General features: G+C 40.9%; 13 protein-coding genes. 2 read left to right on the top strand and 11 right to left on the bottom strand.

Going from position 1 to position 15,655, the window contains the following annotated elements; all coding sequences use genetic code 11:
* Positions 1 to 165: 165 nt before the first annotated feature.
* The 8 genes from BM000_RS06690 to pcrB form a co-directional block, all read right to left on the bottom strand.
* A complete protein-coding gene (locus tag BM000_RS06690; RefSeq protein WP_091496118.1) occupies positions 166 to 1,104 on the bottom strand; it encodes a diacylglycerol kinase in 939 nt (312 codons plus the stop codon).
* A gap of 99 nt (positions 1,105 to 1,203) precedes the next feature.
* Positions 1,204 to 2,634 carry an Asp-tRNA(Asn)/Glu-tRNA(Gln) amidotransferase subunit GatB gene (gene gatB / locus BM000_RS06685; protein ID WP_091496116.1) on the bottom strand — a complete coding sequence of 477 codons (1,431 nt, stop codon included), beginning with the start codon at positions 2,632 to 2,634 and terminating at the stop codon, positions 1,204 to 1,206.
* Complete coding sequence (gene gatA, locus BM000_RS06680) at positions 2,631 to 4,112, bottom strand: Asp-tRNA(Asn)/Glu-tRNA(Gln) amidotransferase subunit GatA (RefSeq protein WP_091496114.1); 1,482 nt, start codon at positions 4,110 to 4,112, stop codon at positions 2,631 to 2,633. The genes gatB and gatA overlap by 4 nt, the downstream gene beginning before the upstream one ends.
* A gap of 14 nt (positions 4,113 to 4,126) precedes the next feature.
* Positions 4,127 to 4,417, bottom strand: coding sequence for an Asp-tRNA(Asn)/Glu-tRNA(Gln) amidotransferase subunit GatC (gene gatC / locus BM000_RS06675; protein ID WP_091496112.1), 291 nt, complete (start codon positions 4,415 to 4,417; stop codon positions 4,127 to 4,129).
* Positions 4,418 to 4,617: 200 nt separating this feature from the next.
* Positions 4,618 to 5,769: a CamS family sex pheromone protein gene (locus BM000_RS06670; protein ID WP_091496110.1), complete on the bottom strand. Its 1,152-nt coding sequence runs from the start codon at positions 5,767 to 5,769 to the stop codon at positions 4,618 to 4,620.
* A 20-nt stretch (positions 5,770 to 5,789) separates the two neighbouring features.
* Entirely contained in the window at positions 5,790 to 7,787 is a 1,998-nt protein-coding gene (ligA, locus tag BM000_RS06665) for an NAD-dependent DNA ligase LigA (RefSeq protein WP_091496108.1), read from the bottom strand.
* A 17-nt stretch (positions 7,788 to 7,804) separates the two neighbouring features.
* Positions 7,805 to 10,030 carry a DNA helicase PcrA gene (pcrA, locus tag BM000_RS06660; RefSeq protein WP_425425170.1) on the bottom strand — a complete coding sequence of 742 codons (2,226 nt, stop codon included), beginning with the start codon at positions 10,028 to 10,030 and terminating at the stop codon, positions 7,805 to 7,807.
* A 25-nt stretch (positions 10,031 to 10,055) separates the two neighbouring features.
* Complete coding sequence (pcrB, locus tag BM000_RS06655) at positions 10,056 to 10,742, bottom strand: heptaprenylglyceryl phosphate synthase (protein ID WP_091496104.1); 687 nt, start codon at positions 10,740 to 10,742, stop codon at positions 10,056 to 10,058.
* Positions 10,743 to 10,951: 209 nt separating this feature from the next.
* On the opposite strand from pcrB, the gene BM000_RS06650 reads away from it, so the two are divergent.
* Complete coding sequence (locus BM000_RS06650) at positions 10,952 to 11,518, top strand: DUF6434 domain-containing protein (protein ID WP_091496102.1); 567 nt, start codon at positions 10,952 to 10,954, stop codon at positions 11,516 to 11,518.
* A gap of 10 nt (positions 11,519 to 11,528) precedes the next feature.
* Here BM000_RS06650 and BM000_RS06645 read toward each other — a convergent pair whose 3' ends face one another.
* From BM000_RS06645 to BM000_RS06635, 3 genes are read right to left on the bottom strand one after another with little or no spacing between them, the layout of a single operon-like run.
* Positions 11,529 to 12,515: a Gfo/Idh/MocA family protein gene (locus tag BM000_RS06645; protein ID WP_091496100.1), complete on the bottom strand. Its 987-nt coding sequence runs from the start codon at positions 12,513 to 12,515 to the stop codon at positions 11,529 to 11,531.
* Entirely contained in the window at positions 12,508 to 12,819 is a 312-nt protein-coding gene (locus BM000_RS06640) for a YerC/YecD family TrpR-related protein (RefSeq protein WP_091496098.1), read from the bottom strand. The genes BM000_RS06645 and BM000_RS06640 overlap by 8 nt, the downstream gene beginning before the upstream one ends.
* A gap of 12 nt (positions 12,820 to 12,831) precedes the next feature.
* Positions 12,832 to 13,863 (bottom strand): DUF3048 domain-containing protein, encoded by a 1,032-nt coding sequence (locus BM000_RS06635; RefSeq protein WP_342708157.1) that lies wholly within the window; start codon positions 13,861 to 13,863, stop codon positions 12,832 to 12,834.
* A gap of 259 nt (positions 13,864 to 14,122) precedes the next feature.
* On the opposite strand from BM000_RS06635, the gene BM000_RS06630 reads away from it, so the two are divergent.
* The gene (locus tag BM000_RS06630) at positions 14,123 to 15,439 is read left to right on the top strand and encodes a 6-phospho-beta-glucosidase (protein ID WP_091496097.1); all 1,317 of its coding nucleotides are present in this window, start codon (positions 14,123 to 14,125) and stop codon (positions 15,437 to 15,439) included.
* The last annotated feature ends 216 nt before the right edge of the window (positions 15,440 to 15,655 follow it).

Genomic DNA, 15,655 nt, shown 5'->3' with positions numbered 1-15,655 from the left:
TACAAGTTAGAAAGGAAAGCTATTGTTGTCGTTCATTTCCCGGGAAATGAAGAAAAATGTCGTGAGGACACTAGCTTTTTTTCCGCGGCTGCTACTTTTTATCCAAGTGCTTCCTCCCGTTTTCCGCACTACCTCTGATTCCCACATAGTAAAAGACTCTCGATATTACTCGGGAGTCTCTTCTGCTTCTGATGATTCAATTTGAAGCTGGTTTTTTTCAAGGCTTGGGACAAAAAATTCAATGTGTTGCTTTAGATTTGAAAATTCACCTGGCAGCATACCGCCAAATTCACCGTCAACGTTTAATTGCATTTTTTCATCAGTATGCACCTTAATGTGCTTTGCTTTTGCATGAAAAACATTAGGATCATCAATATGATTACCTCTCGTCGCTGCTGTTAACACGCGAACAAGCTCAGCAACGTTGCTTTTCTTGAGCGCAAGTAAATCAAAGTAACCATCATCCATCGTAGCATCAGGTGCTAATTTTTCGAATCCGCCAACTGAATTGGTGTTTGTAATTAAAAATAGTAAAATCTCATCCTCAAACACTTCTCCATCATATTCAATTCGCGTATGAATTGGTCTTAATTGCGGGACAAGCTCAATCCCCTTAACAAAATAAGCAAGTTGACCTAAGACCGTTTTTAATTTACTCGGTGCTTCATAAGAGACCTCGGTTAATTTCCCACCGCCTGCGATATTAACAAAGTATTTTTCATTTACACGGCCGACATCAAGCTTATGTGAATGATCCGCTAAAATAACATCCACTGCTTTATCTATTTGTTTCGGTAGCCCTAAGGCACGAGCAAAGTCATTAGTTGTCCCAGCTGGAATGATGCCCAGTTTTGGTCGTTTATCCGCTTCAGCTACACCAGATACAACCTCATTAATCGTGCCATCACCACCAACAGCAACAACGACATCATAACCACGAGCAATCGCTACCTTAGCTGCCCGAGTCGCATCACCAGCTGCAGTAGTTGCATGCGTTGAAGTTTCATAGCCTGCTTGTTCAAATTTCAATAATACGTCAGGGAGCTTTGCTTTAAAGGCTTCTCGACCTGAAGTAGGGTTATAAATAATTCGTGCGCGCTTCATCTTAATCCCCCTGTTCACGTGCATTGTCTTGCTATATCATACCATTTTTCATTTAAAAAGACTATCAATAGCTTATGTATTGATAGTCTTTCATATACCTTATCGCTTATTTAATTCTGCTAATAAGATTTTGTTAACCAATGGTGGATTTGCTTGACCTTTTGTCTGTTTCATCACTTGCCCGACTAAGAAGCCAAGGGCTCGATCCTTACCATTTTTGAAATCTTCAATTGATTGCTCGTTATGATCAAGAATAGCAGTAATGATTTCCGTTAACTGTCCTTCATCTGAAATTTGAACTAACCCTTTATCCTTAATGATCTGCTCAGGATCGCCACCATTTTCAACAAGCTCGGCAAATACTTTTTTCGCCATTTTTGATGATAAGGTACCGTCACCAATTAAAATAATCATTTTTGCTAAGGCGTCCGGTGTTAGCGGAAGATCATGCAGTTCTTGTTGTTGTTTGTTCAGGTAAGCTGATACCTCGCCCATTAACCAGTTAGAGGCAAGCTTGACATCAGCACCTGCTGAAATAGTCGCCTCAAAGAAGTCCGACATCTCCTTTGTACTTGTTAAGACCATCGCATCATATGCAGGCAAGCTTAGCTCATTAATATAACGTGCTTTTCTCGCATCAGGAAGCTCGGGGATTTCCGCACGAATACGTTCCTTCCATGCGTCATCAATATAAAGTGGCACAAGATCAGGCTCTGGGAAGTAACGGTAATCATCCGATCCTTCTTTAACACGCATTAAAATTGTTTCTTTTGTTTGTTCATCATAACGTCGTGTTTCCTGAAGAATAAGACCACCAGCAAGCAATTCTTTCCGTTGACGTACTTCCTCAAATTCAAGACCCTTTTGGACAAACGAAAATGAGTTTAAGTTTTTCAACTCTGCTTTCACACCAAAGTGTGGTTGACCGATTGGACGCAATGAAATATTTGCGTCACAGCGCAACGAACCTTCCTCCATCTTACAATCGGATACACCTGTATATTGGATAATATTCTTAAGTTTTTCTAAATAGGCATAGGCTTCTGCTGGCGAGCGCAAATCTGGCTCAGAAACAATCTCAACAAGTGGCGTACCTTGGCGATTGTAATCAACAAGGGAATAGCCATCGTCACTATGCGTGAGCTTGCCCGCGTCCTCTTCTAAGTGCAAGCGCGTAATGCCAATCCGCTTTGTTTTGCCATCAACTTCAATATCAATCCAGCCGTTTTCACCAATCGGTTGATCAAATTGGGAGATTTGATAGGCCTTTGGATTGTCCGGATAAAAATAGTTCTTTCGATCAAATTTAGTATCGGTTGCAATCTCGCAATTTAGTGCCATCGCTGCTTTCATGGCAAAATTCACGGCTTCCTCATTCAAGACAGGTAATACGCCTGGATAGCCAAGATCAATCGGGTTAACATTTTCGTTAGGTTGTGCACCAAAATGATTAAAGCTTGGACTAAAAATCTTTGAATCGGTTTTCAGTTCAACGTGTACCTCTAAACCAATAATTGTTTCAAAATTCATGCTTGCTCACCTCCCAGATTAGGGCGTTGTTTGTGATGATCAGTTGCTTGCTCAAAAGCATGGGCGGCACGATAAATCGTATCCTCACCAAAATGCTTTGCAATAATTTGCAAACCAATTGGTAAGCCTGTTTTCTTTGAGAAGCCACACGGTAATGACATACCTGGTACACCAGCAAGGTTTACTGGAATGGTTAATAGGTCATTGGCGTACATCGTCAAAGGATCATCGACCTTCTCACCAACTTTAAATGCTGTGGTCGGTGTTGTCGGTCCAATAATAACATCATATTTTTCAAAAACTTGATCAAAATCATTTTTAATTAGCGTTCTAACCTTTTGTGCTTTTTTATAGAAAGCATCATAATAACCTGAGCTTAAGGCAAAGGTTCCAAGCATAATACGGCGCTTGACCTCATCGCCAAAGCCTTCGCTTCTTGATTTCTTAAACAGATCAATCATGTTGTCTGCATTTTCTGTTCTGACCCCATAGCGGACGCCATCAAAACGGGCTAGGTTCGCTGATGCTTCTGAGGAAGCAAGCAAGTAGTATGCGGCAATACCATACTTAGAGTGTGGCAATGACACTTCTTCCCACGTTGCGCCTAAATCTTCGTACACTTTAAGTGCTGCTAACACAGCTTCACGTACCTCTGGGTCTAATCCTTCTTGTTCAGAAAGGTATTCCTTTGGCACCGCAATTTTCAACCCTTTAACATCTTGCTTTAACGCATCAGCATAGTTAGGTATATCGACATTAACAGACGTTGAATCCATTGGATCGTGACCAACAATTGCTTGTAGTAGATGCGCATTGTCTTCAACAGTACGGGTGATTGGACCAATTTGATCTAATGACGATGCAAAGGCAACTAGACCGAAACGTGATACTAGCCCATAGGTTGGCTTTAAGCCAACCACGCCGCAGTATGCTGCTGGCTCCCGAATTGAACCACCAGTATCAGACCCTAATGAGAAGAATACTTCTTCCGCTGCAACTGATGCTGCAGAGCCACCACTTGAACCACCTGGCACATAATCAGTATTCCAAGGATTACGTGTTGTGAAGTAGCTAGAGTTTTCATTAGATGAACCCATTGCGAATTCATCCATATTTAATTTCCCGATTGTAACCGTCTGTTGCTTGGCTAGCTTTTCAATAACCGTTGCATCATAAAGGGGATCAGTAAAGTTATCGAGTAATTGACTGGCACAGGTTGTCCGTAAGCCCTTTGTGACGATATTATCCTTGATGCCAATTGGAATACCGAATAAAGGGTTACTGCCTGAATTAGGTTGTTGATCTAGTTCTTTTGCTTGAGCAAGCGCAGCTTCTCTGTTTAACGTTATGAATGCTTTTACTTGATCATCAACTTGATCAATACGATCAAATGAGGCTTGGACAAGCTCGGTAACTGTTACTTCTTTATTATGTAGCTTCTCTTGTAATTCTTTTAACGTAAAATTAAATACTGACATCTTAGTCGCCCTCCTTATTCTAGAATTGATGGTACTCGGAACTGTCCATCCTTCACGTCCGGACCATTCTTCAGTGCATCATCCCGCTCAATCCATTTTCTTGGTTCATCCTTACGCATTACGTTTTTTAAATCTAAGACGTGCGCAGTTGGAGCAACATCTGTTGTCTCTAATTCATTAAGAAGCTCAGCATAATGAATGATATCACCCAAGTGTTTTGTCATTGATTCAACTTCTTCATCTGTTAGCGCTAAGCGTGCTAAATGGGCGACATGCTTAACCTGTTCCTTTGAAATTTCTACCATACTATCACCTCCACGAAGTTATCCGTTTATTTAATACCAAGATTGCTCTCATTATCTTTGATACTAGCTATTTACAAGCGGTATACACGATAAACATACTTATGATAATAGCAAACAATTGCGCTTGCTCGCAACTATTCGTTTGCTATTATCGGTTTAATTGGCTTTTTTTAAATCGTTTTACTATGGCTTTTTTTACATTAGCGCTGGTAAATGTGAACGACTGGCTCTTCTTCGCCTGCTTCACGGAATATTAAGCTCTCTTGACGGTCGCTCGATTTGATATTTACCTCTAAATCAAAATGGGTTTGAAAGCTCTCCATAAGTAAGCCATAGACATACTGGGTAAAGCCCACGACCTCTGCCTGACCGTAAAATTCAATTGGTATTTCCAATGTCAGCTTGCGAAGCTGGTCACCCTGATAAAATCCTTCACCAATCACACCAACATAATTAGGGAAGAAATCGGCAATGGAAGATTGTAAGTCTTCAATCGTTGCTGAGATATCTGAATCAAGATTGCGCCCTTGTGTTGACGGAAAGAGAGCGTATTGTTCGTCAATAGCTTCCCAATTTGCCGCTGTCGTGCTACCACCTTGCACGACTGTTTTGGCAACAAAGCTGCCTGGCACGAGCTCATTTCGAGCCGCCTCGCGGTAAATAGCAATCATAATTGGAACCTCTTGTAAACCTTCCTTAGCCCGAATCCGTTCAGTAACCTCATTGGCAATCCGATTGGCTTCAGACAGCATGTCATCTTCCTCAATATCACGGTAATAAAAAGGGCCCCCTATTTCCGTTTGATAGCGATAGTTCGATTTCATTGCGATGCCTAATGAAATACCGGCCAATTGGACAGCATTATCATCATTACGGACAAGATAATTTTGTTCAAGAATATGAGACAAATATCTGGGATTATCGAATTCTTCCTGTTGAAGGTTATCCGCATCCTGATTAATTGTCGGATTTAGACCCAACTCTGAGGAATCTGACTCCCGTGATAACCAACTGTATAACTCACTTGAAGCAATTTGCTGGCCCTCTTGAAAGTAATGCGTGTCAGGATCAAACACATCAACTGAATGACGGCGCAAATCATTCTCAATTGTCGTAATATCTAAACGATTAGCTACCTGATTGGTTGTCACTCCACGTGATTGACTTAAACGATAAGGCAATAGCACCTGATACTCATTCTCAGAGACACCGTAATTCGGAATAATTGCTGTCTCCTGTTGAATATCATCGGGTAACGTTTCATCAATTACCTGATCTGGCCCACTAAAGTCTGGTGCACAACCAGCAAGTAAGGCTAACACAACAATGCTTAATCCTATCTTTTGTTTCATTAAACATCCTCCTCTCTTCCTTAACCTAACTGATCAATGAGCTCCTGCTCATTCCAGACCTCGATGCCTAATTGCTCCGCCTTAGTAAGCTTTGAACCCGCTTCAGCACCAGCAATGACCAGATCAGTATTTTTACTCACACTTCCCGTCACCCTTCCCCCAAGTGCTTCAATCTTTTCCTTAGCTTCTTGACGGGTTAGCTGCTCAAGCTTGCCCGTTAGCACAATTGTTTTGTCATAAAAGACGGATGCTTCATCGGCCTCAGCTGGTCTTGCACCTAGATAGCGCATAGTTAAACCAAGCTGTTGTAATTGATCAATTAATTGATTAACCTCTTCTTCTTCAAAATAACGAACAATGGATTCAGCCATTTTCACACCGATTTCGTCAACGGCTGTTAGCTCCTCTACGGTAGCTCCGCGCAGTTGCTCCATATTTCCAAACGCAATGGCTAGGGTTTTAGCCGCCTTTGCTCCAACAAAGCGGATACCCAGCCCAAATAACAGACGTTCAAGTGAATTGCTTTTTGAGGCTTCAATCGCTGTTAACAAATTATCGACTGATTTCTCCCCCATCCGTTCTAGCTTTAATAGCTCATCACGATTAAGCTGATACAAATCAGCAACGTTCTTTACTAGGTGATACTGGTATAGCTGAGCGATAACCTTCTCACCTAAGCCATCAATATTCATCGCATTACGTGAGACAAAGTGTGTTAGCCCTTCTTTCAACTGTGCTTCACAGCTTGGGTTAATACAGCGGAGCGCGACTTCCTCTTCTAATCTAACCAACTCAGCACCGCAGGCTGGGCAGTTATCCGGCATTTTAAAGGGCACTTCTGTACCAGATCGTTGTTCAGGAATAACACGGACGACCTCTGGGATAATATCACCAGCTTTCTTAATCACAACAGTGTCGTTGATCCTAATATCCTTTTCCTCAATAAAATCGGCATTATGAAGTGACGCTCTTTGGACTGTCGTTCCGGCAACCTTTACCGGCTCCAACAATGCTGTTGGTGTCACAGCACCAGTGCGGCCAACACTTAAAATGACGTCAATTAGCGTTGTTACCGCTTCTTCAGCTGGAAATTTGAAGGCAATAGCCCAACGTGGACTCTTGGCAGTTGTTTTTAAGATATCATGATAGGCAATTCGATCTATCTTAATCACAATACCATCAATTTCATAGGCTAAATCAGCCCGGTGATTTAGCCAGCCATTAACATAGTTAATTACTTCATCAATATCCTGACATTTACGCCATTCGGGGTTTATCTTAAAACCAAGTTCCTGTAAATAAGTAAGACGTTCACTATGAGTAGCGAGGGTCCCTGCTTCCCACTTGCCAACAGCATATAAGTAAATGTCAAGATTACGGGCAGCGGCAATTTTAGGATCAAGCTGCCTTAAAGAACCTGCCGCAGCGTTACGTGGATTAGCAAATGGCTCTTCTTCACGTTCTAATCGTGCCTCATTTAAAGCAAGAAATGATCTTTTCGGCATAAAGGCTTCGCCACGTACTTCAATAGTTTGTTTTTCCTTTATTTTCAGTGGAATACTACGAATTGTCCTTAAATTATGGGTGATATCCTCACCAATTGATCCATCACCACGAGTTGCCCCTTGTTGAAATTGCCCATCCTGATAGCGTAATGAAACCGCAAGGCCATCAATCTTAAGCTCACAAACATAATCAACCTGATCGACAGCTAATCCTTCCCGGACACGACGATCGAAATTACGCAAGTCCTGTTCGTTAAATGCATTTGCTAAGCTAAGCATGGGCACGGTATGCTCTACCTTTGTAAAGCCAGCTAATGGCTCACCACCGACACGCTGGGTCGGTGAATCGACAGTGACTAGCTCGGGATGCTCAGCTTCTAACTGTCGTAATGTCTGCATAACATGGTCGTATTCCGCATCAGGAACAGTCGGGGCATCAAGTACATGGTACTGATAGTTATAATCATTTATTTGCTGTCTTAATGTAGCAAGTTTCTTTTCTACCTCGCTCACTGACTGTCACTTCTTTCTCATTGTTTTGTTATCGGTGCAAATTTAGCAAGGAGGCGTTTAACACCTGTTGGGGCTGGAAAAGCAATATCTAACTCCATTGCTTCACCTGAGCCGGTCACTTTAACAACCGTACCAACACCCCACTTCTTGTGGTTAGCCTTATTACCAACTTGCCACGCCTCATTTTCCCCACCGGTTGTTTGGTGCTGGGCAAAGCGCTTAACCGGTTGTTTCGAAGCCATCCCGTGCTTGTTTTGACGCGAAGGAGGCTGCTTATTTGACAGCTCAAACGGATGTGGTTCTGAGTGACTATAAAAGCCCTCTAGTAAATCCTCTGGTATCTCATCAATAAAGCGACTAACTTGATTCATATTAGTCCGCCCATAAAGAGTTCGCATTTTGGCATGCGTTAAGTGCAGAATTTGCTCGGCTCTAGTGATGCCGACATAAGCTAACCGCCGTTCTTCAGCCATTTCTTCCTCATCAAGTAATGAGCGACTATGGGGGAAGACATTTTCCTCCAGCCCAACTAAATACACGACAGGGAATTCGAGCCCTTTAGCAGCATGTAAGGTCATCATCGTAACCTGGTTATCAGCAAATGGATCATCATCAACCCGATCAATATCAGCAATTAAAGCGAGGTCTGTTAAGAACGTAACCAGCGTTTTATCCTCACTATCTTTTTCAAACTGCTTTGTTACAGTTTTAAACTCCTCAAGATTCTCTAGTCGTGTCTGTGCCTCAATGGTTCGCTCATTATTAAGCATTTGTTCATAGCCTGTCCGTTTTAACACTTCTTCAACCATATCAGTAGCTGTTAAAAACTCTTGTTGCTGTGTCCACTGCTTAATCATTTGGCCAAACTCTGCTAATGCCTTCGTGGCTCGCGTACTTAAGCCGACAAAATCAATTTCAAGTGTCGTGGTATATAGTGAAATATCATTTGCTGCCGCGTATGCCTGTAATTTCTCTAATGACGTTTTACCCACACCACGCTTCGGTTCATTGACAACCCGTGCGAAGCTAAGGTCATCATTTGGATTAGAGATTAATCTTAAATAAGCAAGCATATCCTTAATTTCTTTACGATCATAGAACTTTGTCCCACCAATCATCTGGTACGGAATATTTGCTTTCACAAACGTTTCCTCAATTGATCGTGATTGAGCGTTAGTACGATATAACACAGCCATATCACGATAATTAAAAGTTCCTTCATCAACATATGTTTCAATCTTGTTAGCAAGATAAAGACCCTCATGCTGTTCAGTAGCTGCTTGATGGTAAAAAAGCTTTGCTCCCTGATCATTATCTGTCCACAGCTTTTTCGGTTTGCGATCGTCATTATTCTCGATTACTGCATTCGCCGCCTGCAAGATTGACTTCGTTGAGCGATAATTTTGTTCAAGTAAAACAACTTGCGCTTTGTCATAATCTTTCTCGAACGATAATATATTTTGAATGTCTGCTCCCCGCCAGCGATAGATCGATTGATCGGAATCACCAACGACACATAAATTTTGATACCGTTTGGCAAGCTGTTGAACTAAGTAATACTGGGCATGGTTGGTATCCTGATACTCATCGACATGAATGTATTGAAAGCGTCTCTGATAATACTCCAGCACATCAGGCACCCGATCGAATAAAACAATCGTTTGCATAATTAAATCATCAAAGTCTAATGACTGATTCTTACGTAAAGACTTTTGATAGCCCTGATAAACATCTGCAACTACTTTGTCGTAATAATTCCCGACCTCTTTTTCAAATTGATCAGCCGACTTTAAATTATTCTTAGCCGCACTGATTGCCGCTAGCATTGCTCTTGGCTCAAATTTCTTTATATCAATATTTTTGGCTTTAAGGACATTCTTAATAACGGTAAGCTGATCACCGGTATCTAAAATTGTGAAATTCCGATCGTAACCAATGCGGTCAATGTCTCGCCTTAGCATACGAACACACATTGAGTGGAATGTCGATACCCACATATAGTCTGCTTCTGGACCGACTAATCGACTGACCCGATTCCTCATTTCACGAGCTGCTTTATTCGTAAACGTAATCGCTAATATATTGCGAGGGGAAACACCTTTTTCTTCCAATAAATACGCGATTCGATGAGTAAGCACACGTGTTTTACCACTACCCGCTCCAGCCATTATTAATAGTGGCCCTTCCGTATGCTTAACTGCTTCTTTTTGCTTATCATTTAAACCATCCAGTAAGTTTTTCATTTGCTGACTCACTTTCTCACCGCCCTTATTTCTCTTTTACTGCCGCTACCGTCTTAATTGCTTCAGCAAACTGCTCATACAGACTATTGCCGACAACAATGGTATCCGCATATTGGGCCATTTCCTTTGCCTGCTCCACAGTTGTAATGCCACCACCATAAACAAATTGCGTCTGTTTTAAAACATGTCTAACCTGCTTAACCAGTTCGATATCCCCGTACATACCACTATACTCTAAATAGAAAACCGGTAATCTAAACATGTACTCCGCCATTTGTGCGTAAGCAATTACATCACTCTCATTCGGTAAATAGCAGTTGGTGAGTTTGTAAGCTTTTGCATCGGGGTTCATAATAACATAGCCCTCTGTTACAAGCTCGTCCCAATTTAACATATGACCAAATTCTTTAATTGCTTGATGCTGGACATCCATCATCCATTTTTTATCCTGGCTATTTAACACCATCGGGATATCATAAAAATCAAAGCCTGGTGTGACAGCTTGTAGAGTGGATACTTCTAGTACACAGGGTACTGTGTAGCGACGAACTTGACTCATTAAATCAAGCACGCCATCTAAGGTGACATTATCTGTTCCGCCAACAATAATGGCGTCTGTTCCTGATTCACATATTTGATCTAACTGGTCATCAGTTAGCGTTTTTGCTGGGTCTAATTTAAATACATGCTTCCATGCTTGTCGATTATACAACATGAAGCCCCCTATCTTTTCTAGCTAATTGATTTAAAAATTTTCTATCTCTAAGTATAACAAAAACAGCCATTAAACGGTGAAGTTTTATTGCTGTTTTTCGAATATCAATTTTTAAACTTATTGCTATTCTATTTTTAAAATAACAGCATTTTTTTGACAAACAAGAACATTAGTTCTATGATAAAGTAAATATGGAGGTATTAACATTGAGGCAAAACCTAACAAGAGCAATTAGTATAGATCATTTCAAGGAGTTTTATTGGTTAAAAAAAGAGTTGCAATCATTTTGTAGACAGTATGGCATAAGTGCTACTGGTTCAAAAGTAGAGCTTGCGGAGAGAATTGAAACTTTTCTTCGGTCAGGAGAAATAAAAGAACCGATTAGAAAACCAAGGCCAAGTAGTCAATCGAAAGCAGAGACTCAATTAAGTTTGGATACAATTATTAGTGATGATCATCGCTGTAGTCAACACGTAAGAGCTTTTTTCAAGACCGTTATTCCTACTTTTCATTTTTCTACATATATTCAAAACTATTTTAAAAGTAACATTGGAAAAACCTATCGCGATGCTGTAGCTGCTTGGTATCAAGAGCAGGAGCGAAAAGAAGATCCCGCATACCAGCAAGAAATCGGCCCTCAATTTGAATACAATCAATTTATTCGTGACTTTTTTGCTGACCCTAAGAACAAAGGAAAAAGACACCGGGAGGCAATTGCTTGCTGGAGCGAGATCAAAAAACGTCCTGGGAGCAATAAATATTCATCAATATAACCATTTACCCCTACGTTTGATCAGCAGGAAAAACAAGGCCCACTGACGCACGGGCTCGATCGAGCACACGTATGGTCTGGCGTGAAGTAGCAAAGCTGTTTGTTCCACTCTCTGTTTGACCGGCAAGAATAAGTTTAACAAAGTGATCGAGCTCATAGTACATGGTTGCTTCTTTTTGATATACTGCAATGTCTGTGCTTGTTCCATCCATATCAATTCGGGTTAAGCCCGTCATGTTACTTAGCTTATCAATTGTAATGGTGCCACGCTCACCTTGAATTTCTGATGGAATTCTGGAGGTGGTAATTTTAGAAAACATTAAGTCAACAATGAGTCCTGGGTATTTGAGCGTCATGGTACCGTGGGCATCAACACCAGAAGACAGCAGATAGACGTCGGCATGAACCGATTCAGGCTCACCAAATAATGCTACACAAGGGTATGCCGTGTAAACACCCAGGTCCATAAGGGCACCATTCGACAACTCTGGTTTAAATGCATTTAAGACAATACCTTCTTTAAAAGCGTCATAGTCAGAGCTATATTGGCAGAAATTGGCCACAACCCGACGCACGGGGCCAATTCGTTCAAGCTGCTCTTTAATAACGGTAAAGTTAGGAACATGTGTCGTTTTCAAAGCCTCCATAAGCAAAACTTGATTTGACTTAGCAGCTTCTACCATTCGCTCAAATTCTGCTTGATTTGATGCAATTGGTTTTTCAACTAATACATGCTTGCCATTTTCCAAACAACAAATTGATTGACTAGCATGAAGGGCTGTCGGACTCGCAATATAAACGGCATCAAACCTGTCACTTTGCGCAAACTCAATCAGATCAGTAAATGTATGTGCAATCTGATATTGCTCTGCAAAAGCCTGTGCTTTCTTTTCTGTTCTTGAATAAACAGCCGTTAGCTGAAAGTCATCAACTTCAGCAGCTGCACTAAGGAACCGTTCAGTAATCCAATTTGTCCCAATCACTCCGAATCTAACCATTTACTTCTCCCCCTTGCTTTGCTAAACGTTCGAGCACTGTCTGATAACCACCACTTCCATAGGTTAAACAACGCTTCACTCGCGAAATAGTTGTGGTTGAAGCATGTGACTTCTCCACAATTGCATGATAAGTCTGCCCTTCATGGAGCATCTTTGCCACTGTCAGCCGTTGACTTAAAGCTTGGATCTCATTCATCGTGGCAATATCATCAAAAAATTGATAGCATTCTTCACGATTTTTCAAGGTTAACATCGCATCAAATAATTGATCCAATTGCTCACCACGCAGTTTATCAATTTGCATTGTTTAATCCCCCTATTCTAATCCTGTTACACCTGACAATCCTGGATCTGTTGGAATGACATTAACCCAAGTCTGTCCTGGGACCAAACCGACTGGCTCACCCTCTCTAACCGGAATCAGCCTACCTCCTTGGTTTTCCCATTGAATCCGTTGTAGCTGCCCCTTTTGCAGTAACAGGGCGTTCCCACCAGATTGTAAATCCACTTCACGTCTACCTTCTTGATCAACAACCTGATGAGTAGTTTCAATAATAAAAACATTATCTAGTTGGATCGGTGTTTCATCTGTTAGTTCAATCGTTTGTTGCCCAGCACTAAAGCGTAAGTATTTTTCAGCTGGTTCATCATAGAGATACCGGACCGACTCTTGTCCATACATTAATGAAATATCAGTTGCTGCTTCACCCTGTAACTCAGAAATCTCTTCTGCTGTTAGAAAATCAAGTGACTGATAGCTGGCTTCCATTTGGTAACCTTGATTAATCGCCACATCCGCCACTGCATTAAATTGCAAATAAGAATTATGAGGAGCAACGCGAAACGACTCACGCTTAAATAAATTCCCATCATTATCATAGTATGCACCATTCAAATGGTCTGCCGCACCAGCTCTTAACATATCTTCAATAAAATTAGCAGCACCATGGTAAACATATAAAGCATTATAATCATTCGCTAAATTAAAATAATACGGACGAGCAGAGCGAACTGGCCCAACTACTTCTGGAACCTCACTATGAAACATAGCTAAGAAACGCGTCGTCTGGCCTTCAGCTAGAATTTCAAAGACAATATCGGCTTTTGACAAGCCTGTTTGCGGACGGGCAGCAGGATGATTATTAACCATTACACTAACAATTCGATTTGTTGGTTCCAAGTTTGCTTGCAGACCTGTGAGCGGATAATAAATATGACTTTCAACAGACTCCCGATTAAATGACTTGCCAGCATGCTCGTCACTCTCGTTTGCTTCTGCATCATTATTACAGCCACTTAATAGAATAAATAAAATTGCTATAAAAACTAAGGATCTTCTTTTCATCATGTTGATTACCTACCTCTAAAATTATATGTATGTTTATGCTTCACTTAAAGTATACCAAAGTTTGCTGAGGTTCGCTTGCGCTTTTTCTAAAGATTCCAGTATCGGTAAGCTCGTCTAAAAAAACACCCTGTTCCTTTTAAAAAACTAGTGACTTATCACGTTAAATGATACCGTTATCAGCAAATGACTAGCTTATATCACTTAAACACGTTACACTAACATTGTAAAAAAACATAACAAACTAATTGGAGGCATTTACATGGCTAAAGGACTTAAGGTCGCTACAATTGGTGGCGGATCAAGTTATACACCAGAACTTATTGAGGGATTTATTAAACGTTATGACGAGTTCCCACTTACTGAACTATGGTTAGTGGATATTGAAGCTGGAAAAGAAAAACTTGAAATCGTTGGAAATCTAGCAAAAAGAATGGTTGAAAAGGCTGGTTTACCAATTGAAGTACATTTAACATTAGATCGTGAGGTTGCATTAAAGGATGCTGATTTCGTAACGACTCAATTCAGGGTCGGGTTACTTGAGGCACGTGCCAAGGATGAGCGTATTCCGTTAAAATATGATGTGCTTGGTCAAGAAACAAATGGACCAGGTGGCTTATTTAAAGGCCTACGGACAATCCCAGTGATTATTGATATTTGCAACGATATGGAGCGTCTATGTCCAGATGCCTGGCTAATTAACTTTACTAATCCTGCTGGAATGGTAACAGAGGCTGTCTTACGCTATACGAATATCGAAAAGGTGATTGGCCTTTGTAACGTACCAATTGGAATTGAAATGGGTATTGCTAAGCTTTTAGAAGTAGAGCACGAGCGCGTGCATATTGACTTCGCCGGCTTAAATCATATGGTTTATGGCTTAGATGTTTACTTAGATGGCGTAAGCGTCAAGGAAAAAGTTATTGATATGCTAACTAACCCTGAGAATACAAGCTTTGTTAAAAACGTGAAAGGACTTGGCTGGGAACCAGAATTTATTCGCGGTTTAAATGCACTTACTTGTCCATATCACAACTATTACTACAAATCTCGTGAAATGCTTGAAAAAACGAAAAAAGAAGCAGAAGAAAAAGGAACACGCGCTGAGGTCGTACTTCAACTTGAGAAGGAATTATTTGAACTATACAAAGATCCTAACTTAAACATTAAACCACCTCAATTAGAAGAACGTGGTGGCGCCTATTATTCAGATGCTGCCGTTAGACTGATTACCTCAATCTATAACGATAAACGAGATATTCAGCCAGTAAACACACGTAACAATGGGGCTATTGCTAGCCTTCCTGATGACTCAGCAGTTGAAGTGAGCTGTATCATTACCAAGGAAGGACCAAAACCAATTTCTATTGGTGACCTTCCAGTTGCTGTTCGCGGACTTGTGCAACAAATTAAATCCTTTGAACGCATTAGTGCTGAAGCAGCAGTAACAGGTGATTATGATAAAGCCGTACTCGCATTATCGATTAACCCATTAACTCCATCTGACACAATTGCCAAGCAAATTGTTGATGAGATGATGGAAGCTCACAAAGAGCATTTACCTCAATTTCATCAATAAAAAAGCATGAGCAAAATCAATTAATTTGATTTTGCTCATTTTTTCTTGCTAGATTTTTTAAATTAAGATACTTGCTTGGTTAATTAACGAGAGTTAGAGATTGCTGCGCTTTGTTAATGAAAAGTGCGGGTGCGTTAATATAGACAAGGGATTACTCTGCTTCGTTTACGCAAAGCGCGGGTGTGTTAATATAGACAAGTGATCTTACCGCTTCGT

Source organism: Amphibacillus marinus, assembly GCF_900110345.1.
Lineage (GTDB): Bacteria > Bacillota > Bacilli > Bacillales > Amphibacillaceae > Amphibacillus_D > Amphibacillus_D marinus.
This window is presented reverse-complemented; position numbering and strand designations above follow the sequence as displayed.

What these genes read in the sequence shown, in the direction of transcription:
- gatC (WP_091496112.1), bottom strand. Translation starts at nt 4,417, where the DNA reads ATGGTAGAAATTTCAAAGGAACAGGTTAAGCATGTCGCCCATTTAGCA.
- BM000_RS06640 (WP_091496098.1), bottom strand. Translation starts at nt 12,819, where the DNA reads ATGCAAATTGATAAACTGCGTGGTGAGCAATTGGATCAATTATTTGAT.
- BM000_RS06630 (WP_091496097.1), top strand. Translation starts at nt 14,123, where the DNA reads ATGGCTAAAGGACTTAAGGTCGCTACAATTGGTGGCGGATCAAGTTAT.
- gatA (WP_091496114.1), bottom strand. Translation starts at nt 4,112, where the DNA reads ATGTCAGTATTTAATTTTACGTTAAAAGAATTACAAGAGAAGCTACAT.
- BM000_RS06690 (WP_091496118.1), bottom strand. Translation starts at nt 1,104, where the DNA reads ATGAAGCGCGCACGAATTATTTATAACCCTACTTCAGGTCGAGAAGCC.
- gatB (WP_091496116.1), bottom strand. Translation starts at nt 2,634, where the DNA reads ATGAATTTTGAAACAATTATTGGTTTAGAGGTACACGTTGAACTGAAA.
- BM000_RS06645 (WP_091496100.1), bottom strand. Translation starts at nt 12,515, where the DNA reads ATGGTTAGATTCGGAGTGATTGGGACAAATTGGATTACTGAACGGTTC.
- BM000_RS06670 (WP_091496110.1), bottom strand. Translation starts at nt 5,769, where the DNA reads ATGAAACAAAAGATAGGATTAAGCATTGTTGTGTTAGCCTTACTTGCT.
- pcrA (WP_425425170.1), bottom strand. Translation starts at nt 10,030, where the DNA reads ATGAAAAACTTACTGGATGGTTTAAATGATAAGCAAAAAGAAGCAGTT.
- BM000_RS06635 (WP_342708157.1), bottom strand. Translation starts at nt 13,863, where the DNA reads ATGATGAAAAGAAGATCCTTAGTTTTTATAGCAATTTTATTTATTCTA.